General features: G+C 65.8%; 18 protein-coding genes. 12 read left to right on the top strand and 6 right to left on the bottom strand.

The window, feature by feature from the left end:
- Nucleotides 1-6: 6 nt before the first annotated feature.
- The 3 genes from MJ606_RS04035 to MJ606_RS04025 all read right to left on the bottom strand — a co-directional run bounded on the left by MJ606_RS04035 (nt 7) and on the right by MJ606_RS04025 (nt 3,610).
- Complete coding sequence (locus MJ606_RS04035; protein WP_243048112.1) at nt 7-1,149, bottom strand: SO2930 family diheme c-type cytochrome; 1,143 nt, start codon at nt 1,147-1,149, stop codon at nt 7-9.
- Nucleotides 1,150-1,162: 13 nt separating this feature from the next.
- Nucleotides 1,163-2,401 (bottom strand): parallel beta-helix domain-containing protein, encoded by a 1,239-nt coding sequence (locus tag MJ606_RS04030; protein ID WP_243048111.1) that lies wholly within the window; start codon nt 2,399-2,401, stop codon nt 1,163-1,165.
- A gap of 126 nt (nt 2,402-2,527) precedes the next feature.
- Nucleotides 2,528-3,610, bottom strand: coding sequence for an AraC family transcriptional regulator (locus MJ606_RS04025; protein WP_243048110.1), 1,083 nt, complete (start codon nt 3,608-3,610; stop codon nt 2,528-2,530).
- Nucleotides 3,611-3,751: 141 nt separating this feature from the next.
- Here MJ606_RS04025 and MJ606_RS18375 point away from each other — a divergent pair, with 141 nt between their 5' ends.
- Nucleotides 3,752-4,558 carry a phosphatase PAP2 family protein gene (locus MJ606_RS18375; protein WP_243048109.1) on the top strand — a complete coding sequence of 269 codons (807 nt, stop codon included), beginning with the start codon at nt 3,752-3,754 and terminating at the stop codon, nt 4,556-4,558.
- Nucleotides 4,559-4,573: 15 nt separating this feature from the next.
- Here MJ606_RS18375 and MJ606_RS04015 read toward each other — a convergent pair whose 3' ends face one another.
- Together MJ606_RS04015 and putA are read right to left on the bottom strand one after the other, a co-directional pair.
- Entirely contained in the window at nt 4,574-5,317 is a 744-nt protein-coding gene (locus tag MJ606_RS04015) for a TlpA disulfide reductase family protein (RefSeq protein WP_243048108.1), read from the bottom strand.
- Between the two features lie 48 nt (nt 5,318-5,365).
- The gene (gene putA / locus MJ606_RS04010) at nt 5,366-8,554 is read right to left on the bottom strand and encodes a bifunctional proline dehydrogenase/L-glutamate gamma-semialdehyde dehydrogenase PutA (RefSeq protein ID WP_243048107.1); all 3,189 of its coding nucleotides are present in this window, start codon (nt 8,552-8,554) and stop codon (nt 5,366-5,368) included.
- 315 nt (nt 8,555-8,869) lie between these two features.
- On the opposite strand from putA, the gene MJ606_RS04005 reads away from it, so the two are divergent.
- The 5 genes from MJ606_RS04005 to MJ606_RS03990 all read left to right on the top strand — a co-directional run bounded on the left by MJ606_RS04005 (nt 8,870) and on the right by MJ606_RS03990 (nt 13,175).
- Nucleotides 8,870-9,355: a DUF2244 domain-containing protein gene (locus MJ606_RS04005; RefSeq protein WP_343214790.1), complete on the top strand. Its 486-nt coding sequence runs from the start codon at nt 8,870-8,872 to the stop codon at nt 9,353-9,355.
- A 19-nt stretch (nt 9,356-9,374) separates the two neighbouring features.
- Nucleotides 9,375-10,328: a cytochrome c oxidase subunit II gene (gene coxB, locus MJ606_RS04000; RefSeq protein WP_243048106.1), complete on the top strand. Its 954-nt coding sequence runs from the start codon at nt 9,375-9,377 to the stop codon at nt 10,326-10,328.
- Nucleotides 10,329-10,450: 122 nt separating this feature from the next.
- On the top strand, nt 10,451-11,992 hold the full coding sequence (ctaD, locus tag MJ606_RS03995; RefSeq protein WP_243048581.1) for a cytochrome c oxidase subunit I: 1,542 nt from the start codon (nt 10,451-10,453) through the stop codon (nt 11,990-11,992).
- Nucleotides 11,993-12,043: 51 nt separating this feature from the next.
- Nucleotides 12,044-12,175 carry a hypothetical protein gene (locus tag MJ606_RS18250; protein WP_279236613.1) on the top strand — a complete coding sequence of 44 codons (132 nt, stop codon included), beginning with the start codon at nt 12,044-12,046 and terminating at the stop codon, nt 12,173-12,175.
- 112 nt (nt 12,176-12,287) lie between these two features.
- Entirely contained in the window at nt 12,288-13,175 is an 888-nt protein-coding gene (locus MJ606_RS03990) for a cytochrome c oxidase subunit 3 (protein WP_243048105.1), read from the top strand.
- 104 nt (nt 13,176-13,279) lie between these two features.
- On the opposite strand, the gene MJ606_RS03985 is transcribed toward MJ606_RS03990, so the two are convergent.
- Nucleotides 13,280-13,495 carry a twin transmembrane helix small protein gene (locus MJ606_RS03985; protein ID WP_243048104.1) on the bottom strand — a complete coding sequence of 72 codons (216 nt, stop codon included), beginning with the start codon at nt 13,493-13,495 and terminating at the stop codon, nt 13,280-13,282.
- Between the two features lie 59 nt (nt 13,496-13,554).
- Between MJ606_RS03985 and MJ606_RS03980 the strand changes: the two genes are divergently transcribed.
- The 6 genes from MJ606_RS03980 to mgtA all read left to right on the top strand — a co-directional run bounded on the left by MJ606_RS03980 (nt 13,555) and on the right by mgtA (nt 20,426).
- Entirely contained in the window at nt 13,555-14,295 is a 741-nt protein-coding gene (locus MJ606_RS03980) for an SURF1 family protein (RefSeq protein WP_243048103.1), read from the top strand.
- Nucleotides 14,292-14,861: a hypothetical protein gene (locus tag MJ606_RS03975; protein WP_243048102.1), complete on the top strand. Its 570-nt coding sequence runs from the start codon at nt 14,292-14,294 to the stop codon at nt 14,859-14,861. The genes MJ606_RS03980 and MJ606_RS03975 overlap by 4 nt, the downstream gene beginning before the upstream one ends.
- Complete coding sequence (locus MJ606_RS03970) at nt 14,861-16,027, top strand: COX15/CtaA family protein (RefSeq protein ID WP_243048101.1); 1,167 nt, start codon at nt 14,861-14,863, stop codon at nt 16,025-16,027. The genes MJ606_RS03975 and MJ606_RS03970 overlap by 1 nt, the downstream gene beginning before the upstream one ends.
- Complete coding sequence (locus MJ606_RS03965) at nt 16,027-16,938, top strand: heme o synthase (protein WP_243048100.1); 912 nt, start codon at nt 16,027-16,029, stop codon at nt 16,936-16,938. Before MJ606_RS03970 ends, MJ606_RS03965 begins: the two co-directional genes overlap by 1 nt.
- Nucleotides 16,939-17,342: 404 nt before the next feature.
- Entirely contained in the window at nt 17,343-17,588 is a 246-nt protein-coding gene (locus tag MJ606_RS03960) for a hypothetical protein (protein WP_243048099.1), read from the top strand.
- Between the two features lie 168 nt (nt 17,589-17,756).
- Nucleotides 17,757-20,426, top strand: coding sequence for a magnesium-translocating P-type ATPase (gene mgtA, locus MJ606_RS03955; RefSeq protein ID WP_243048098.1), 2,670 nt, complete (start codon nt 17,757-17,759; stop codon nt 20,424-20,426).
- The last annotated feature ends 104 nt before the right edge of the window (nt 20,427-20,530 follow it).

The raw sequence follows: 20,530 nt of genomic DNA, 5'->3' as shown, positions 1-20,530 counted from the left end.
CGTGCATCAATGAATCGCGACGCAGCCCCCCGACTGCGCCGCGATCCAGGCCTTGATCAGTGCAACGCCCTCCCGGTGCACCGTACTGCGCCCCAGCTCGGGCATCATCACGCCAGGGTCGGCCGACTCCATGCGATACGGCAGGATAGAGTCAGCCGGCGCGCCCGGCACGATGTCGAACAGATGGTCGCCGGTACCACGACCGGCCGCGACCGGCGGCTTGCAGATGCCCAGGTGGCGGTCCTCGGCGGCGCTGACATCCAGCGTGAGCGCGGTGGTATTGGCCGCACCCTTGGGGTTGTGGCAGTGACCGCAGTTGATGTCCAGGTAGGCGCGCGCGCGCGCATCCAGCGAGGCGTGATCGTCCATCCAGTTCGCATTGCGCGGCGCCTGCGCCGGTGATGGTGCGCCGGTGAGATAGCCCACCTTCATCAGATGTTCGAGCTGGTTTTCCTCGCCGGTCGCGTAGCGATAGTCGCGATTGAGATGCCGTGCCTTGGGGCCGATCGGATGGATCTTGCGGGTGACCCAGTCCTGCGCGTGGCAGCTGGCGCACTGGCTTTCGTCGGGCACCACGTAGTTGAAGTCCTCGCGGGCATCGCCATCGGACACCAGCGTCAACGGGATCACCGCACCGGTGCGCGCCAGTTCGGCATCGCTCTGGTCATCCTTCCACACATAGGGAATCGCCGCCCAGCCCGACTCGCGACGCACCAGGATGCGCGTTTCCACCAGGTGCACGTTGGCCAGGTCCAGGCCTTCGCCGGCGAAGTCGCGCGAGCTGTCGTACGTGCGCGCCACGTCGGTGAACTTTCCGCTGGCGGCACGCGGGTAGTAGAAGGTCTTGCTGATGATGGTGCCGACCGGGAAGTCGAAGGTATCGTTCGGGTCGTACTTGGCCGAGGTGCCCTTGGGCATCCAGATCGTACGCAGCTTGTGCGCGTAGTCGGTGAACAGCGGCGTGTTGAGGTCGTAGGGCACCACGCCCTGGTTGAGCACCAGCTTGCCGCCACGCACTTCCACCACGTGCCAGTCACTGAGCTTCGGTGGCCTGCCATCGGCCTGGAAGGCCACCGGATCGAGATTGCGCTGGCAGGCACTGACCAGCAGCAGGTAAGCCAGCAGCAAAAAACGCAGGCAGAACTTCATCGACGATGCCACCTCAGGCCTTGGGTTGCGGATCGAGTACCACCGGCGGCAATTTCGGCAGCGTGCACTGGTAAGGCTTGGTATCGGTGCTGGGGTTCTTGTAGTCGTGCGGGCCATCGGCGTTGATCACGCCCACCTCGCCGTTCTGGATGCAGAAGCGGTCGCCGGCCGGCGGCAGGCCGTTCACCAGGGTCTTCTCGTCCACATAGCCGTCCCACAGGATGTCCGGGAACTTGCCGTTCAATCCGTAGACCGCCGTCTTGAGCGTCTTCAGCTTGAGGCCGTCGGGCGAATCGCCGCCGCCCTTGAAGCGGTTGTCGTAGATGAAGATGCCCTTGGGATAGGGGTTGTAGTCCGCCGCCACGCCCTTGGTGTTGTAGTAGTTGGTGGAGAAGTAGCTGGAGATGATGACGTTGGCCGTCTTGTTGTCGGCAATGTCGTTGTCGAAGATCTCCACCTTGTCGTTGGAGTTCACCACCACGCCCGAGCCGCGCGGCACGCTGGCCACCGCCGCGCCCTTGGCGGCGAAGTTGTCGGTGTTGTTGTCGAACACCTTGTTCTTGAACACGCGCGAGCTGTGGCCTGCCTGCGACAGGTTGGGCATGTTGAACACCAGGATGCCGCCGGTGTTGTGGGTGGCGGTGTTTTCGTAGACGTCGGCGTTCACCGAGTTCTCGATCTCGATGCCGGCCACGTTGTATTCGGCGCGGTTATGCCGCACCACGATGTTGTTGGACTGGCCCACGTAGATGCCGGCGTCCGAGGCGCCGATCACCACCGAGTCCTCCACCAGCACGTTCTGCGTCTTCACCGGATACAGGCCGTAGGCGCCGTTGGTGGTCTTGGGGCCGCCGGTCCATTCCACCCGCACGCCGCGGATGGTGATGTTCCTGCCCTGGTTGATCTTCAGCGCGTCGCCCTTGGTGTCCTCCAGGGCGAGGTTCTCGATGGTGAAATCGTTGGCGTTCACCAGCAGGCCCTCGGGGCCGACCACCTGTCCCTTGAACGACAGCACGGTCTGGTCCATGCCGGCACCCTTGATGGTGACGCCATCGGTGCGCAGGCTCAGGCCGCGTTGCAGGTGGTAGTGGCCGGCCGGAATCTCGATAACGCTGCCGGGCTTGGCATCCAGCAGCTGCTGCTGGAGCTTGGCCTCGAACGAGGCATCGGTGCTGCTCTGCGCCGGTGGCGCCTCGTGGCCGCAGGCGGCCAGCAGCAACGGAACGATGATGGTCAGAACGGTCTTGCGCATGGTCGCCTTACTCCCCAGTCCGGCTGTCTGCATGACGATTCACTGTCACGGAATACCACGGCGGCGGGGAGGGGCGCAGCAGCGACGAAGGGGGGCAAATCGGCCAGTTTGCCGAACGCCGGGGGCTCAGGCCGCGTGCTGGCGTGCGTTGCGCGGCGGCATGCCGGTCCAGCGCTTAAAGGCGCGGCGGAATTCGCGCGGGTCGCTGAAGCCGATCTCCAGGCCGATCTCGGCCACGCTCAGGGCGCCGCCGTGGAGCAATTCCAGCGCCCGCTCGGCCCGCACGCGGTCGTGGATCTCGCGAAAGATCCGCCCGCTTTCGGACAGGCGCCGTCGCAGCGAGCGTTCGCTCATGTTGAGCATGCGCGCGACATCCGGCAGCCTGGGCTGCTGGCGCAGGTGGCTGCGCAGCAGGCGCTCGACGGAGGCCACGATCTCCTGCCGCATGCCGTTGGCGTCGTATTGCTGCGTGCACAGCGCCAGCGCCTGCTGCGCGGTGAATGGGTTATGCGTGGTCAGCGGCTGCGCCAGCCATTGCACGTCCAGCACGACCCGGTTGAAGCGCGCGCCGAACACCAGCTCGCACTGGAAATGATCGGCATAGGCCTGGGCATTGGCCGGTCGCGCGTAGGTCACTTCCAGCCGCGAGGGACGAAACGCCGCGCCCAGCAGCTGCCGCGCGATGGCCAGCGAACTGGCGAACAGTTCCTCGCACAGGAAGGGCAGCAGCAGTGCGTCGTTGAAGCGCGGCCACGCGGCCAAGGCCACTTCGCGCGCGCCGAGCACCTCGAAACTCACGTCGAGCAGGCTGCCGCTGACGCGGTGATGGGCAATGCCGACGCTCATGGCATCGCCGAAGGTCGGCGAAGTCATCATCGCCAGGCCTAGCAGGCCAAAGCTGCCCAAGGTCTGGATCTGGCCCACCGCCAGCCCCAGGCCGGCTTCACCAGTGGCCTGCAAGGCGCGGCGGATCACCATGTGGGCCTGCCGGTAGGAAATGCGCAGGGTCGGGTCGTTCAGCTGGTCGCGCTGCAGGCCGGTACCGGCAAACCAGCCGTCGCAGGGGATGCCGCGGGCCAGCGCCAGCTGGGTCAGGTGCACCAGTATGTTGGGCGGGATATCGGCCACGGTATAGCGCGGGTCGGCGCCAGGCGGCGAACCCGTGGCATCATCCATTGGATGGCCGGCCAAGGCGGCGACGGACGTCATCGTGCTTGCTCCCACCCCTGGGACGCCGGACAAGCCCGGCGCTGGCTTGATCTATATCATGTGTGGCAGCCCCTCCGCCTCATGCAATGCACCAACCGGCATGGGCGGCCCCGTGACCTCGGACACCAAGGGAGAGCGCCGGTGAAACCTGTTTCTGCTCGATCGTTACAGCGGATGCCGTTGCTGGTGCTGGCATTGGCGGTGGGTTGCACGCCGGTGCAGACCTCGCCCAAGGCGCCTGTTTCGGCAGCTGCGGCACCGATTGCCGACCTGCAGACCGCGGTGCTGCTGCCAGCCGCACCCAAGCCCGGTTCCGCGCGTTACGAGGCCGATCGGCAAGTGTTCCGCGCCACCCGCCCGTTGGAGGGCACGCCGCGCTGGGCGCTGGCCCAGCAGGACGTGGACTACGCCACGCCCAAGCTGATGGCGGATTTCAGTTGCGCCATGGGCGTGCCGCTCGATGCCACCCGGCTGCCGCAGCTGGCGGCCCTGATCGACCAGACCAGCCGTACCGCCGATGCGTCCACCGGGCCGGCCAAGCAGGCCAACCAGCGCCAGCGGCCGTTCCTGATCGATCCCGGCGCCACCTGCCAGTCGGCCTCGCCGCTGGCGCGCAGCTTCGACTACCCCTCCGGCCATGCCACGCGTGGCTGGGCGGTGGGCCTGGTGCTGACCGAGCTGGCGCCGGATCGCGCCACCGACCTGCTGCTGCGCGCGCGAGCTTTTGCCGACAGCCGCGTGGTGTGTGGCGTGCACAATCTCAGCGCCATCGAGGCTGGCGCCATGAACGGCGCGGCGGTGGTGGCGGTGCTGCATGCGTCTGGCGCGTTCCAGTCACAACTGGCCGCCGCGCGCGCGGAGCTGGCCGATTACCGCAGGGTTGCGCCATCAAACGCCGGGCCGCAGTGCACGGCCGAGCATGCGCTGATCGAACCTGCCCCTTATTGAGCCAGCGCCGGGTTGCTACAGCGAACCCGAGCCCGTGCCCGATTGCCGCCACAGCTCGATCCAGCCGGTGAGCTCGGCCAGTCGCTTGGCCGGGTCGTCGTGCATCGCGGTGCCTACCGCGGCGCCGGCGACGCGGCCGGAAGGATCGATCAGCATCAGGGTGGGATAGATGCTGATGCCCAGCACATCGATCAGCGCCTGGCCGTCGTGCAGCACCGGCCAGCTGAGGCCGCGGCTCGTCGCAAACTGGCGGGCGGTGGCGGCGTCTTCATAGGTGATCGCGATGAAGTTCATGTCGCCGTGCTGGCGCGCGTAGGCGTTGAGCGTCGGCACCTCGGCGATGCAGGGGGCGCATTCGGCGAAGAAAAAGCTGACCAGTGTGTAGCGGCCGCGCAAGGCGCTGAGGCGTTGCGTGTTGCCCTGGATGGTGGGTAATTCGAAGGGCGGAAACACGTCGCCGCATCCGAAGGCCATGCGGATGTTGCGATGACCCGGCGCAGGGCCGGCAATGCGCAGCACCGCGGTGCCGGCCTGGCTGTCGCGCGTGCTGCTGTAGTTCTTGCCCTCGCCCAGTTGCTGGGCGAACGCGGTGTAGCTCAATGGGCGGCCGGCGGCATCCAGGTAGCGCACGCTGGGCGACGGGCCCAATTGAAGAGCAGCTTCGAAGCGCTGCTGGTCATCACTGGCCTGGGCGGCATGCAGTGGCGCGGCGAGCAGTGCCGCCACGAGCATCATTGCGTGAAGCAGGGCACGCCGCATGGCATCTCCCGATCGGGCCGGCGCGTTGGCGCCGGCCCATGGTCGCGCTTATTCGCCGATGGTCAGCAGCGAGGCGTTGCCGCCCGCGGCGGTGGTGTTGATGGTGAGCGTGCGCTCGCCGGCAAAACGCAGCAGGTAGTGCGGGCCGCCGGCCTTGGGGCCGGTGCCCGACAGGCCTTCGCCGCCGAACGGCTGCACGCCGACCACCGCGCCGATCTGGTTGCGGTTGACGTAGCAGTTGCCCACGCGGGCGCGGCTCTGGATGAACTCCACGGTGTCGTCGATGCGGCTATGGATGCCCAGCGTGAGGCCGTAGCCGGTGGCGTTGATCTCGTCGACCACTTTCTGCAGCTCGTCGCCCTTCCAGCGGATCACGTGCAGCACCGGGCCGAACACTTCGCGGGTGAGCGTGGACAGCGAGGGGATCTCATAGGCGCGCGGCGCGAAGAAGGTGCCGTTGCCGGTGGCGGCGGGGTCCAGCCTCACCTCGCCGATCTTCTTCGCTTCCTGGTCCATGCGCGCGGCGTGGTCCACCAGGATCTTCTTGGCGTCCTCGTCGATCACCGGGCCCACGTCGGTGGACAGCTGGCCCGGGTCGCCCACCTTCAGCTCGGCCATGGCGCCGGCGAGCATGTCGCACACCTTGTCGGCGATGTCTTCCTGCACGAACAGCACGCGCGCGGCCGAGCAGCGCTGGCCGGCGGACTGGAAGGCGGAGGCGATCACGTCCTTGACGATCTGCTCGGGCAGCGCGGAGGAGTCGGCGATCATCGCGTTCTGGCCGCCGGTCTCGGCGATCAGCGCGGCGATCGGCGCATTGCGCGCGGCCAGCGCGCGGTTGATCGCCCAGGCGGTTTCGGTGGAGCCGGTGAAGGCCACGCCGGCCACGCGCGGGTCGCGGGTGAGCGCGGCGCCGACGGTGGCGCCATCGCCCGGCAGGTACTGCAGCACCTCGGCCGGCACGCCGGCGTCGTGCAGCAGCTTCACCGCGGCATGGCCGATCAGGCTGGTCTGCTCGGCCGGCTTGGCGATCACGGCGTTGCCGGCGGCGAGCGCGGCGCTGACCTGGCCCAGGAAGATCGCCAGCGGGAAGTTCCACGGGCTGATGCACACGAACACGCCGCGACCGTTCAGGAACAGCTGGTTGCTCTCGCCGGTGGGGCCGGGCAACTGCTCGGGATGACCGAACAGGCGGCGCGACATGGCGGCGTAGTAACGCAGGAAGTCGGCGGCCTCGCGGATTTCGGCGACGGCGTCGGGCAGGCTCTTGCCCGCCTCGCGCACGCACAGGGCGATGAACTCGCCGCGACGCGCTTCAAGTTGTTCCGCCGCATGTTCAAGAATCGCGGCGCGGCTGGCGGCCGGCAGGCGATCCCAGCCGGGCTGGGCGGCGACGGCGTTGGCCAGCGCCTTGTCCACGGTGGCGCTGTCGGCGGTGACGTAGCTGCCCACCACCTGGCGGCGGTCGGCCGGGTTGGTCACCTGCACGGTGGCGCCGGTGCTGCGGGCGCCCGGCACCAGCGGTTCGGCGGTCCACGGGCCGGACTTGGCCTGGATGGCCTCGGCGAGGGCCTTCAGTTCGTTGTCGTTGGAGAAGTTGACGCCCATGGAATTCTTCCTGGATACGAAATTTGAACTCTGCGCTTGCGCAGAATTGTCACCATAGAGATTCACCGGCAGCGGAATGCGCGGGTGGGGGATGGAGGCAAAGGAGCGCACCGTTTCGCACGGATCGGCGACCAGTTCGCGCACCGGCAGCGTTTCGTCGACCACGCGGTTGACGAAGCTGGTGTTGGCGCCGTTTTCCAGCAGGCGGCGCACCAGGTAGGGCAGCAGGTCTTCATGCGTGCCCACCGGCGCGTACACGCGGCAGGGCACGTTGAGGTTCTGCTTGCCGATCACTTCGGCGTAGAGGTCCGTGCCCATGCCGTGCAGGCGCTGGTACTCGTACGGACGGCCCTGCGCGGTGTGATGCACGGCGGCGATGGTGTGCGCGTTGTGCGTGGCGAACTGCGGGTAGATCAGTTCCACCCCGGCATCGAACAGCTTGCGGGCGCAGGCGAGGTAGGACACGTCGGTGTTCGGCTTGCGCGTATACACCGGATAGCCGGCCAGGCCGTTTTCCTGCGCGCGCTTGACCTCGGCGTCCCAGTAGGCGCCCTTCACCAGGCGCACGTACCAGCGGCGGCGGCTGGCGCGCGCGGTTTCGATCAGCCAGTCGATCACGAACGGCGTGCGCTTGGAGTAGGCCTGCACCACGATGCCGAGGCCATTCCAGCCTTCGAGCGAGGGATGCGCGAACACGTCGCCGATGATGTCCAGCGACAGTTCCAGGCGATCGGCTTCTTCCGCATCGACCGACAGCGCGATGCCGTACTTCATCGCCAGCTGCGACAGCTCCAGCAGCTTGGCGGTGAGGTCGCGGCGGGCGATCTCGCGCTTGGCCACTTCGTAGCGCGGATGCAGCGCGGACAGCTTCACCGAGATCGACGGCGCATCGGTGTGGTTGGCGAACGGACCGCGCGAACCGATCGCGGCGATGGCGTTGCGGTAATCCTGCTGGTAGCGCTCGGCGGTTTCGCTGGTGAGCGCCGATTCGCCGAGCATGTCGTAGGAATAGCGGTACACCGCGTATTCCTTCTGCGCGCAACGGTCCAGCGCTTCGCCGATGGTGCGACCCATCACGAACTGGTGGCCCATGATGCGCATGGCCTGGCGCACGGCCAGGCGAATGGCCGGCTCGCCCGCGCGGCCGACCAGGCGACGCAGCGCGCCGGTGAAGTCGTGGCGGGTTTCTTCCGACAGCGTCACCAACTTGCCGGTAAGCATCAGGCCCCAGGTGGAGACGTTGACGAACAGCGACTCGCTCTGGCCAAGGTGCTTCTTCCAGTCGGCATCGCCCAGCTTGTCGCGGATCAGCTTGTCGGCGGTGCCCTTGTCGGGGATGCGCAGCAAGGCTTCGGCCACGCACATCAGCAGCACGCCTTCTTCCGAGGACAGGTCGTACTGGCGCATGAAGGATTCGACCGCGCTCTGGTCCTTGGCGCGCAGGCGCACGCGCGACACCAGGTCGGCGGCCAGGTCGATCACCTTTTCGCGCTCGACCGGCGGCAAGGTGGCCTGGGCCAGCAGGTCGTTGACCGCTTCGGTTTCGTCGCGCAGCCAGGCGGCGGTGATGCGCGCACGGGCCGGCTCGACACCGGTGGGGAGTTCGGGGCTGAGTATGGGTTGGGTCACTGAATTAGCCGAAGCAATAGCGGGGCGGGGAATCGGCGGATTGTACGCGTGGGGGGGAGTGCACGCATCCGTATGGGGTGTTGCGATGCCGCACGCCGTGGCGAGGTGGCGTGCATCTATATGTGGGATGAGTGGCGGGACGCATTCCCGGGTTCGGTTCCTCGCCCATGACCCCTGTGACAAATGGCCACACCTGTGGGCCACCATCACCGCGCCGCGCATTCATCCTCGCTTCAAATCAAGCACCTGCGTCATTCTTGCCCATCGACGTCGTCGCGGCCTATCATGCCTGCGTTCCAGGCACGCCGGATCCCCATGATCGTGCTTCGACCAGCAGCGGCCGGCTTGCCGTGCGCAACGATGTGGCTCAAGCCCAATCGTGCGCTGAGCCACCGCGATCTGCGTCGGTTGATTGGGGTGCTGGCGGCGTTGGCGCTGACGACGGCCGGGTTGGGGGCATGGCAGGGCAACGTCTTTGCCCCGTTGTTCGCCCTGGTCGAGTCTTCCGCGGTGGCTTTCGCCTTGGGCGTGGCCTGGCGGGCCGGCGATCGCGGCGAACGCATCACCCTCGACGAATCGTCGCTGGAGGTGCAATTCCTGCCAGGTCGTCGCAGCGTGCGCTTTCAGCCGTATTGGGTGAAGGTGAGGCTGCAGGCCGGCAGGGACAGGGGGCGCTTGTTGCTGACGTCGCATGGACGGGAGCTGGAAATCGGAGCATTCCTGGGGGAAGAGGAACGTGCCGAGCTGTCAAGGAAACTCATGGTGCTGCTGGCGGAGTTCAATCAACAGCAGCGCAGGTAGGTTCAACAAAGGTGCAGACATGACATCTGGCGGTGGCGGTATCAAGCGGGCAGTCGCGGCATGCGCACTCTTCGCTCTCGCAATGTTCGGCGGCGTGGCGTTCGCCAATCCGCAGCCAGGACAGTTGAACATGACGCGCGGCGTATCCGAGTGGTCCCCGGAGCCGTACTTCCTCAACAACGTCGCGCTGGGTGTCTGCGTCGTCATCGGCATCCTGGTGTTCGGTGCGATGTTCATCGCCATGTTCCGCTTCCGCAAATCGCGCGGCGCGGTGGCCGAGAAGTGGTCGCACAACACCACGCTTGAAATCGTCTGGACCACCATTCCGGTAGTCATCCTGATCGTGCTGGCCTACCTGGCCACCGGCGGCCTGCGTACCTTCGCCGACACCACCGGCTCGGAGATGACCGTAAAGATCACCGGCTACCAGTGGAAGTGGCGCTACGACTACGTCGACTACAAGGGCAAGGCGATCGAGAAGGTCGGCTTCATGTCCAAGCTCGACCGCGAGAGCGACGAGACGCGCCAGCTCGATTCGGGCCTGGACCCGAGCGCGGTGAAGGTGGATGGCTACAACACCTACCTGATCAACGTGGACAAGCCGCTGGTGGTGCCGGTGGGCACCAAGATCCGCTTCGTGATCACCGCCGGCGACGTGATCCATTCGTGGTGGGTGCCGCAGCTGGGCTGGAAGATGGATGCCATCCCGGGCATCGTCAACGCGGCCTGGACCAACATCAAGGAACCGGGTGAGTACCGCGGCCAGTGCGCCGAGTTGTGCGGCCAGGATCACGGCTTCATGCCGATCGTGGTCAAGGCCGTGCCCAAGGCCGAGTTCGAACAGTGGTTGGCGCAGCAGCAGGCGCAGGCCACGCAGCCGGCACCGGCTGCGCCGGCGGCCGCTTCGACCGCTGCCGCGCCCGCCACCGCGCAGGCTACCGACGCACCCGTTTCTCAGGGCCATCAGGGCTGATTGATCAGCTCGTCCACAGTTTCCGCATTCAGGTAGAGGTGCAAGGCATGGCCCACGCAGCCACCCACGATCACCACGACGACCATCACGGCGCGCCCAAGAACTTCTTCGTGCGCTGGTGCATGTCCACCAACCATAAGGACATCGGCACGCTGTACCTGGTGTTCTCGCTGCTGATGTTCTTCATCGGCGGCAGCTTCGCCATGGTGATTCGCGCCGAGCTGTTCAAGCCCGGCATGCAGCTGGTGCAGCCGTACTTCTTCAACGAAATGACCACCATGCATGCGCTGGTCATGATCTTCGGCGCGGTGATGCCGTCCTTCGTGGGACTGGGCAACTGGATGATCCCGCTGATGATCGGTGCGCCGGACATGGCGCTGCCGCGCATGAACAACCTGTCGTTCTGGATCCTGCCGTTCGCGTTCGCGCTGCTGCTGTCCACCCTGTTCCTGCCGGGCGGCGGCCCGGCCGGTGGCTGGACCATGTACCCGCCGCTGTCGCTGCAGGGCAGCTCGATCGCCTACGTGGTGTTCGCGGTCCACCTGATGGGCATCAGCTCCATCATGGGTGCGATCAACATCATCGCCACCATCCTCAACATGCGCGCGCCGGGCATGGATCTGCTCAAGATGCCGGTGTTCGTGTGGAGCTGGCTGATCACGGCGTTCCTGCTGATCGCGGTGATGCCGGTGCTGGCCGGTGCGGTGACCATGCTGCTTACCGACAAGTACTTCGGCACCAGCTTCTTCAATGCGGCTGGCGGTGGCGACCCGGTGCTGTTCCAGCACATCTTCTGGTTCTTCGGTCACCCCGAGGTCTACATCATGATCCTGCCGGCCTTTGGCCTGGTGTCCGAGATCATCCCGACCTTCGCGCGCAAGCCGATCTTTGGCTACAAGGCGATGGTGTTCGCGATCGCCTCGATCGCCTTCCTGTCGTTCATCGTGTGGGCGCACCACATGTTCGCGGTGGGCTTGCCGTTGGGCGGCGAGATCTTCTTCATGTACGCCACCATGCTGATCGCGGTGCCGACCGGCGTGAAGGTGTTCAACTGGGTCAGCACCATGTGGGGCGGCTCGATGACCTTCGAGACCCCGATGCTGTTCGCGGTCGCCTTCGTGATCCTGTTCACCATCGGCGGCTTCTCCGGCCTGATGCTGGCGCTGGCGCCGGCCGACTTCCAGTATCACGACACCTACTTCGTGGTGGCGCACTTCCACTACGTGCTGGTGACCGGCGCGATCTTCGCGGTCATCGCGGCCACCTACTACTGGCTGCCGAAGTGGACCGGCCACATGTATTCCGAGACGTGGGGCAAGATCCATTTCTGGAACAGCGTGATCTGGGTGAATGTGCTGTTCTTCCCGCAGCACTTCCTGGGCTTGGCCGGCATGCCGCGCCGCATCCCCGACTACAACGTCGCGTTCGCCAACTTCAACATGATCAGCTCCATCGGCGGCTTCCTGTTCGGCGCCTCGCAGCTGATCTTCCTCGGCGTGATCATCCACACCGTGTGGTTCTCCAAGAAGAAGGCCACCGACCGTGTATGGGAAGGCGCCAAGGGCCTGGAGTGGACGGTGCCGTCGCCGGCGCCGTTCCATACCTTCGAGGTGCCGCCGGTGATCCATCCCGAAGACCTGGCCCATGGCCACGACGAAGACTGATACACGCATCACCGCCTGGGCGTTGGCCGGGGCGGGCGGGAAACGAGTCGGATGAACCAGTTGTCGAAGGGAACGATCGAGGAAACGCGCCGAAGGGGAGTGCGACGCACCGTCATGGTGTTTGGCGCCATCGCCCTGGCGATCTTCCTCCTCTCGCTCCTGCAGGGACTGAAGTACTCCTGACACGTCCGCGGTTGTATTCCTCCGTGGCGCCGGTGAGGCGGTGCGGGTTGAAGTTCCCCGCGCGATACGGCGGGGGCGGAAGTAAACAAGAGAAATCCACGGGGATCTCGCCATGGGTCAGCAGCAAGACGCATATTTCGTTCCGAGCAAGAGCTATTGGCCGATCGTGGCCGCGGTCGTCATGTTCATCACCGTGTTCGGTGCCGCGCACTGGCTCAACGCCCCTCCGGGTGAGGCGAGCTTCGGCAAGACGGTGCTGGCGATCGGCTTCATCGGCATCCTGCTGATGTTCTTCGGCTGGTTCCGCTCGGTGATCCGCGAGTCGCTGGCCGGCAGCTACAACAGCCAGGTGGATCGCTCGTTCCGCATGGGCATGATGTGGTTCATCTTCTCCGAGGTGATGTTCTTCGGTGCCTTCTTCGGCGCGCTGTTCTACGCCCGCATGTTCGCGGTGCCGTGGCTGGGCGGCGAGGGCCATGGCGTGCTGACGCATCAGTTCCTGTGGAGCGACTATGCCGCGTCATGGGGTGCTGGCGGCGGTGGCGGCCCGGGCCGCATCGGCGGCAACTTCGAGACGGTGGCGCCGTGGGGCCTGCCGCTGCTCAATACGCTGATCCTGCTCAGCTCCAGCGTGACCATCACCATCGCGCATCACGCGCTGAAGGCCGGTCATCGCGGCAAGATCCTGCTGTTCCTGGGCTTCACCGTGCTGCTGGGCGCCACCTTCCTGTACTTCCAGGCGCACGAGTACATCGAGGCATACAAGGAGCTCAACCTGACCCTGCAGAGCGGCGTCTACGGTTCGACCTTCTTCATGCTCACCGGCTTCCACGGCATGCACGTGACGCTGGGCACCATCATGCTGGCGATCATCTGGCTGCGCGTGGCCAAGGGCCACTTCACCAAGGACCATCACTTCGGTTTCGAGGCCGTGGCCTGGTACTGGCATTTCGTCGACGTGGTGTGGCTGGGCCTGTTCATGTTCGTCTACATTCTTTGAAGCGCTCTTGCGCCGCAGCAAAAAGCCCGCCTTATCGGCGGGCTTTTTGTTTGGCTTGAACCGGATGTCGCAAGCGAGGCGCCCGCGGCAGCGTAACGCTACAATTACTGGCCCACGCCGTGCGGGTGCAGCCAGCCCATCCAGATGCCGAATACCACCATCAGGATGAGCAGCACCGACAACCCGATGCGGCGGGTCAACGCCCACACCGTGCGCTTGCTGCCGTCCTTGTCGGTCATCATGAAATACAGGGCCTGACCGAGATTGAACAGCACCACCAGCAGCAGGATCACCAGCGCATATTTGTAGATGGTTTCCACGTGATTGGTCCGAACGCCTTTGACATCCGCAGTATAGCGGCCGTACGCGGTGCCTCCGCGTGAAGTGGATGCGCCGCCCGTCATGGTTCGCGCTGCTGCTTACCGTGGCCGGCGCCTTGTTGTTCATACGCTTAGGCGTGTGGCAGCTGCATCGCGCGGACGAGAAGGAGCAACTTCTGCGACGGTATGCCGCGGCGGATTCGGCGCCCCTGCAGGCGTTCGCCGCGGTGGCCATGGCGCCGCCCGCGAACGCCATCGCGCGGGTAAGCGTGCAGGGCCACTACCTCGCCGATCGGCAGTACCTGCTGGACAACCCGAAGCACGACCAGCGCGGCGGCGTGGAAGTCTATGCGCCTTTCCTTCCGCACGGTGGCGACCGCCTGTTGCTGGTCGACCTGGGTTTCCTGCCGGGCAACGGCACCGACCAGGCGCCGCAGCTGCCACCGTTGCCCGCGGGCGAGCAGGTGTTGCAGGGCCTGTACCTGCCCGCGCCCGGCGTGGGTTTCGAGATGGGTGGCAATGCGCTGGTGCGCCAGTTGCACTGGCCCAAGACCACGGTCTATCTCGAGCTGTCGCAGGTGGCCGCCGATCTGGGCCAGCCGTTGTATCCGCAGGTGCTGGCGCTGGACGCGGACCCCGCCGCCATCTATGTGCGCGAGCACCTGCTCGACTTCTCCTCGATGCCTCCCGCGCGGCATCGTGCCTATGCCTTCCAGTGGTTCACCTTTGCCGTGGCGGCAGTGGTGATCCTGTTGGTGCTGCATCGCCGCCGCCCATCGAAACCGTCGGACAAGACATGAACAAGCCTGATCCCGCCGCGCTGCGCGCCAGTCGCCTGAAACTGTTGCTGGTGGTGCTGGTGTTCGCCGCGCCCATCATCGCCGCCGGCCTGCTCACGCTCAGCGGTTGGCAGCCCAGTGGCAAGGCCTACGGCGAGCCGATCGAGCCACAGCGCAACTTCGTCACCGAGCAGCTACCGGTGACGATGGCCAATGGCCAGCCCTGGGCCTGGCGCGCCGCCGAACCGCAGCTCACCCTGGTGGCGCTGGCCGGTCCCGACTGCGCCGCGCGATGCCTGGACGTGCTCACCAAGATGGCCGCCGCGCGCATCACGCTCAACCGCAATGCGCCGCGCCTGCGGCTGCTCTATGTCGGCACGCCGCCGGCCAACGTCGCCAGCACGGGCATGGACAATTACTGGCAGCTGGGCGAAGACCGCCAGGGCCGGCTGGCATCGTTCCGTCCCGCGACGCCCGACAGCGTGGCGGCGTTGCTGGTGGAGTCCGACGGCACCGCGTTGTCGCTCTATCCTGCGGGGTTTGATCCCTCGGGCCTGCGCAAGGATCTGCAGAAGGTGATTCGCTGATGACTGTCCGTTCCCTCCGGGTCCTGCGTGGACTGGCGCTGCTCGCCGCGGTGTTCGCCTTTGGCGTGGTGATGTTCGGCGCCTTCGTGCGCCTTTCCAATGCCGGCCTTTCGTGCCCGGACTGGCCGACCTGCTATGGCCGGGTGAGCTGGCCCGAGCAGCAGCACGAGATCACGCAGGCCAACCAGGCCTTCCCGGATCGCCCCTACGAAACGCACAAGGCGTGGCGCGAGCAGGTGCATCGCTTCCTTGCCGGCACGCTGGGTACGCTGGTGTTCGCGCTCGCGCTGATCGCCAGCTGGCGGCGGCCATGGACGCGCTATGCGGTGATCGCGGGAGCGATCTTTGCGGCCGTGGGCGTGAGTCTCTATATCAAGGGCGAGCATTACCGGTCGCTGTGGTTGTCGATGCTCGCGATCGGCCTGCCGTTGATCACCGCGATCGGCCTCAAGCGTCCCGGCGCCTGGCGCATCAGTGTGCTGGCGCTGGCGGTGGTGGTGTTCCAGGCCATGCTGGGCATGTGGACGGTGACCTTGTTGCTCAAGCCCATCGTGGTGATGGGACACCTGATGGGCGGCATCACCACGTTCGCGCTGCTGGCTTATGCCGCGCTGCGTTTCGCCGGCGTGGGCGCGAACGACGACTATTACGCCGGCCTGCGCAAGGCGGTGGTGCTGGGTATCGTGTTGCTGCTGGCGCAGATCGCGCTGGGTGGCTGGACCTCTTCCAACTATGCAGCGCTGGCTTGCGGCACCGATTTCCCCAAGTGCCTGGGCCAGTGGGCGCCCCCCACCGACTTCCGTGAAGGCTTTGTATTGTGGCGCGGCATCGGCGTGAACTACGAAGGCGGCGTGCTGGACATGGCCGCGCGCAGCGCCATCCAGATCGCCCACCGCATCGGCGCGCTGGTGGTGTTCTGCTACCTCGCCTGGCTGTCGCATCGCGTGTCGCGTCGCGGACTGCGCGGGCAGGGGCTGGCGATGGCCGTGGTGCTGGTCACCCAGGTGTTGCTGGGCATCAGCAACGTGCACTTCGGCCTGCCGCTGCCGGTGGCAACGGCGCACAATGGCGTCGCGGCGCTGCTGCTGTTCACCTTGCTGGCGACGTTGGCGCGCACGCAGCGCCGGCACGACAGCGCCATGTTTCACACTTTCGGAACCCGTTGATGAAGAGCAGCCGCTTCCACGAATACCTGGAGCTGACCAAGCCGCGCGTGGTCGCGCTGCTGGTGTTCTGCGCCGTCATCGGCATGTTCCTGGCGGTGCCCGGCGTGCCGCCATGGCGCGCGCTGGTGTTTGGCACGCTGGGCATCTGGATGGCCTCCGGCTCGGCCGCCGCGTTCAATCACCTGATCGACCAGCGCATCGACAAGGTGATGGCGCGCACGGCGCATCGTCCGTTGGCCACCGGCCATCTCACGCCGCGACAGGTGCTCATCTTCGCGCTGGCGCTGGGCGCGGTATCGATGCTGGTGCTGGTGCTGCTGGTCAATTCACTCACGGCGTTGCTGACCTTTGGTGGCCTGATCGGTTATGCGCTGATCTACACCGCCTACCTCAAGCGCGCCACACCGCAGAACATCGTGATCGGCGGCCTGGCCGGCGCGATTCCGCCGGTGCTGGGCTGGACCGCCGTCACCGGCGAACTGCACCCGTTCGCGCTGCAGTTGTGCCTGATCATCTTCGTGTGGACGCCGCCGCATTTCTGGGCGCTGGCGATCTTCCGTCGCGACGATTACTCGCGCGCCCAGGTGCCGATGCTGCCGGTGACACATGGCGTGGTGTTCACGCGCTGGCACGTGCTGTTCTACACGATCCTGCTGGTGCTGGTGACGCTGTTGCCGGCGCTTACCGGGTATAGCGGGCTGGTGTATCTGGGTGGTGCGGTGGTGTTGGGTCTCGGGTTTCTTTATTACGCCGTGCGCTTGTTGAACCCGCCGGATGAATTTTTCGCGATGAAGGTGTTCAACTATTCCATCGTGTATCTGATGGCGCTGTTCGCGTTTCTGCTGGTGGATCATTGGGTGATGGAGCCGCTGGTGCAGCATCAGGATGTGGTGTTTGAGCGCTCCGCGTAGTTTTTGTGGCGCGTGTGGTGGCGGCTTGGCATTTCTGCGAAGGCTGGACAACGAGCGAGTTGGTATCGGGAGGTACTCCACCGCCACTATCGCCACGCGCCACCATGCGCAGCAACTTTCGAGCCTCCATTCACTGTCACCGGGTTGACACTCCCGCACCGCAGCAAGACAATACGCGCGCCACCGGGCGCAGCCGCGCCAGCTGGCTTCCTGTCCTACCAAACCAAGGCATATGGACGTTTACCCTAGTCGCAACGTCGACATCCGCGAGCATCGGGTGCCGGCATTGCATAACAAGCTGATTGCCTGCGGCGACCGCCTGCGGTCGGCCGGTGCTTTCCTAGGCTAGGGAAGTCCGGCCCATCCCTGACGGCGCTGTGGGCGCCGTAACGAGGAGATGGGCCATGAAGCTCCTTCGCGATTTTTTCCGTCTGCGCACCGCAGGTGGCCAGCTGCTGTCTGGTCGTCGTGCGGACTCCCGCCGTTCCTGGACGATCACCGTGCCTGCGCCGCTCCATGAGACGCAGGCCCCGGCCGTGCTCGACATGCACTGGAAGGCCGATTCCAGCCGTGGCCGTCCGGCCGCTCGCTGGCACGAACATGCTGCGCCGCAAGCAGTTCGTCATCTGCAGCTGGTATCCAGTCACTGATGAAGCCCTCGTCGTCCAGGGTCGACCTGCCGCGCAAGGGCTGGCCTCCGCCAGTCCCGTGGTTGCGATTGCGACGAAGGCCGTAGCGCAGGCATTGGCGTCACGCGCGGGATCATCCCGCCGGCTCGCTGGTCCGCCCCAGGTGTCACCGAATCACGGAAGCGAGTCATGTTCAAGCATTCCACCCAGACCGTCACCGGCAAGGCGGCCAGCAAGGTCGCATCCGCGCCCGTGCGCACGGCGGTCGCGCAGGAAGCGTTCCGCCACAACGAGGCCCTGTATGCCGCGCTGGACACCAGTGCCGCCGGTCTCAACGAGGAGCAGATCGCCGAGCGCCTGGATCGCGATGGCGCCAACGAGGTATCGCACGAGAAGCCGCCGCACTGGTCGCTGCAGCTGCTGCGCGCGTTCAAGAATCCGTTCATCATCGTGCTGCTGGTGCTGGCGGCCGTGCAGCTGTTCACCGATGCGAGCGACCTGACCGGTCCGATCATCATCGCGGTGATGGTGGGCATCAGCGTGCTGTTGAGCTTCACCCAGGAATACCGCTCGTCCAAGGCGGCCGAGAAGCTCAAGGCGATGGTGCGCAACACCGCCACGGTGACGCGCCGCGCGTCGGACGGCCACAGCGAGCGCATCGAAGTGCCGGTGGGCGAGCTGGTCGCGGGTGACATCGTGCATCTGGCGGCGGGCGACATGGTGCCTGCCGACCTGCGCCTGGTCTCGGCCAAGGACCTGTTCATCAGCCAGGCCATCCTCACCGGCGAATCGCTGCCGGTGGAGAAATCGGCGCCGGCGCACGTGCATGGCAACGAGGAGTTCGAAAGCGGCCAGCACGGCGACAACCCGCTGGACCTGCCCACCGTCTGCTACATGGGCACCAACGTGGTCAGCGGCACCGCCACCGCCGTGGTGGTGGCGACCGGGTCGCGTACCTACCTGGGCTCGCTGGCGCGCACCATCGTCGGCCAGCGCGTGCAGACCAGCTTCGACCGCGGCGTGAACAGCGTCAGCTGGCTGCTGATCCGCTTCATGGCGGTGATGGTGCCGATCGTTTTCCTGATCAACGGCCTGGACAAGCACGATTGGCTGCAGGCGTTCCTGTTCGCGCTGTCGGTGGCGGTGGGCCTGACGCCGGAAATGCTGCCGCTGATCGTCACCGCCAACCTGGCCAAGGGCGCGCTGGCGATGTCCAAGCGCAAGGTGGTGGTCAAGCGCCTCAACGCGATCCAGAACTTCGGCGCGATGGACGTGCTGTGCACCGACAAGACCGGCACGCTGACGCTGGACAAGATCGTGCTGGAACGTCACCTGGATCTGTACGGCGAGGAGTCCGACGAAGCGCTGGAATACGGCTACCTCAACAGCCGCTTCCAGACCGGCCTGAAGAACCTGATGGACAAGGCGGTGCTGACCCATCGCGACCTGGAAGAGGTGGCGCAGCACTACCGCATCGTCGACGAGATCCCGTTCGACTTCCAGCGCCGGCGCATGTCGGTGGTGCTGGGCAATGGCGACGGCAACGAGCTGCTGGTGTGCAAGGGCGCGGTCGAGGAGATGCTGTCGATCTGCGCGTATGCGCAGGCGGGCGAAGAAATCTTGCCGATGACGGACGAGATGCGCGCCGAGATCAAGGCCATGACGCGCGGCCTCAACGAGGACGGCCTGCGCGTGCTGGTGGTCGCCATCAAGCGCCAGCCGCCGGCAGGGCGCGCCTACGGCGTGGCCGACGAGAGCGGCCTGATCGCGGTGGGCTGCCTGGCTTTCCTCGATCCGCCGAAGGACAGTGCGGCCACCGCCATCGCGGCGCTGCACCACCACGGCGTCGAGGTGAAGGTGATCACCGGCGACAACGAGGCGGTGACGCGCAAGATCTGCCGCGAGGTGGGCCTGGACGTGGAGCACTCCGCGCAGGGCAAGCACATCGAGCCGCTGGACGATGCCGAGCTGGACGAGCTGGTCAAGCGCACCACCGTGTTCGCCAAGATGTCGCCGCTGCAGAAGGCGCGCGTGGTGAAGTCGCTGCAGCGCCAGGGCCACACCGTGGGCTTCCTCGGTGACGGCATCAACGACGCGCCGGCGCTGCGCGAGGCGGACGTGGGCATCTCGGTGGATACCGCTACCGATATCGCCAAGGAGTCGGCCGACATCATCCTGCTGGAAAAGAACCTGATGGTGCTGGAGGAGGGAGTGATCGAGGGTCGCATCACCTTCGGCAACATCATCAAGTACATCAAGATGACTGCCAGCTCGAACTTCGGCAACATGTTCTCGGTGCTGATCGCCAGTGCGTTCCTGCCGTTCCTGCCGATGTTGCCGTTGCAGATTCTGGTGCTGAACCTGCTGTACGACATCTCGCAGCTGTCGATCCCCTTCGATCGCATGGACGACGAGTACCTGCGCAAGCCGCGCAAGTGGGACGCCAGCGACATCGGTCGTTTCATGGTGTGGATCGGACCGGTCAGCTCGATCTTCGACGTCACCACCTTCCTGCTGCTGTGGTACGTGTTCGGGGCCAATTCGAGCGAGCACCAGGCGTTCTTCCAGTCAGGCTGGTTCATCGAGAGCCTGCTGACGCAGACGCTGATCGTGCACATGATCCGCACGCGCAAGATCCCGTTCGTGCAGAGCATCGCCTCGGCGCCGGTGCTGGCGCTGACCACCGCGATCATCATCATCGGCATGCTGGTGCCCTACATGGGCATCGGCGCGAAGATCGGCATGGTGGCGTTGCCGGGCGTCTACTTCGGCTGGCTGGCCCTGACGGTGCTGACGTATTGCGTGCTGACCCAGCTGATGAAGCTGGTCTATATCCGTCGCTACGGACGCTGGTTGTAAGCACGAGCACGGCCAGGGGCGGGTGGCGCACAAGCCACCCGCCCGGCTAGCCAGGCGTTGACCGTCGACGTGGCCAGGCTGCGTCGCATGAAACCCATGCATCG

This window comes from Dyella sp. RRB7 (assembly GCF_022761115.1).
Taxonomy (GTDB): domain Bacteria; phylum Pseudomonadota; class Gammaproteobacteria; order Xanthomonadales; family Rhodanobacteraceae; genus Dyella.
This window is presented reverse-complemented; position numbering and strand designations above follow the sequence as displayed.

What these genes read in the sequence shown, in the direction of transcription:
- MJ606_RS04035 (WP_243048112.1), bottom strand. Translation starts at nt 1,149, where the DNA reads ATGAAGTTCTGCCTGCGTTTTTTGCTGCTGGCTTACCTGCTGCTGGTC.
- MJ606_RS04030 (WP_243048111.1), bottom strand. Translation starts at nt 2,401, where the DNA reads ATGCGCAAGACCGTTCTGACCATCATCGTTCCGTTGCTGCTGGCCGCC.
- MJ606_RS04025 (WP_243048110.1), bottom strand. Translation starts at nt 3,610, where the DNA reads ATGACGTCCGTCGCCGCCTTGGCCGGCCATCCAATGGATGATGCCACG.
- MJ606_RS04015 (WP_243048108.1), bottom strand. Translation starts at nt 5,317, where the DNA reads ATGCGGCGTGCCCTGCTTCACGCAATGATGCTCGTGGCGGCACTGCTC.
- MJ606_RS04005 (WP_343214790.1), top strand. Translation starts at nt 8,870, where the DNA reads ATGATCGTGCTTCGACCAGCAGCGGCCGGCTTGCCGTGCGCAACGATG.
- coxB (WP_243048106.1), top strand. Translation starts at nt 9,375, where the DNA reads ATGACATCTGGCGGTGGCGGTATCAAGCGGGCAGTCGCGGCATGCGCA.
- ctaD (WP_243048581.1), top strand. Translation starts at nt 10,451, where the DNA reads ATGTCCACCAACCATAAGGACATCGGCACGCTGTACCTGGTGTTCTCG.
- MJ606_RS18250 (WP_279236613.1), top strand. Translation starts at nt 12,044, where the DNA reads ATGAACCAGTTGTCGAAGGGAACGATCGAGGAAACGCGCCGAAGGGGA.
- MJ606_RS03990 (WP_243048105.1), top strand. Translation starts at nt 12,288, where the DNA reads ATGGGTCAGCAGCAAGACGCATATTTCGTTCCGAGCAAGAGCTATTGG.
- MJ606_RS03975 (WP_243048102.1), top strand. Translation starts at nt 14,292, where the DNA reads ATGAACAAGCCTGATCCCGCCGCGCTGCGCGCCAGTCGCCTGAAACTG.
- MJ606_RS03970 (WP_243048101.1), top strand. Translation starts at nt 14,861, where the DNA reads ATGACTGTCCGTTCCCTCCGGGTCCTGCGTGGACTGGCGCTGCTCGCC.
- MJ606_RS03965 (WP_243048100.1), top strand. Translation starts at nt 16,027, where the DNA reads ATGAAGAGCAGCCGCTTCCACGAATACCTGGAGCTGACCAAGCCGCGC.
- MJ606_RS03960 (WP_243048099.1), top strand. Translation starts at nt 17,343, where the DNA reads ATGAAGCTCCTTCGCGATTTTTTCCGTCTGCGCACCGCAGGTGGCCAG.
- mgtA (WP_243048098.1), top strand. Translation starts at nt 17,757, where the DNA reads ATGTTCAAGCATTCCACCCAGACCGTCACCGGCAAGGCGGCCAGCAAG.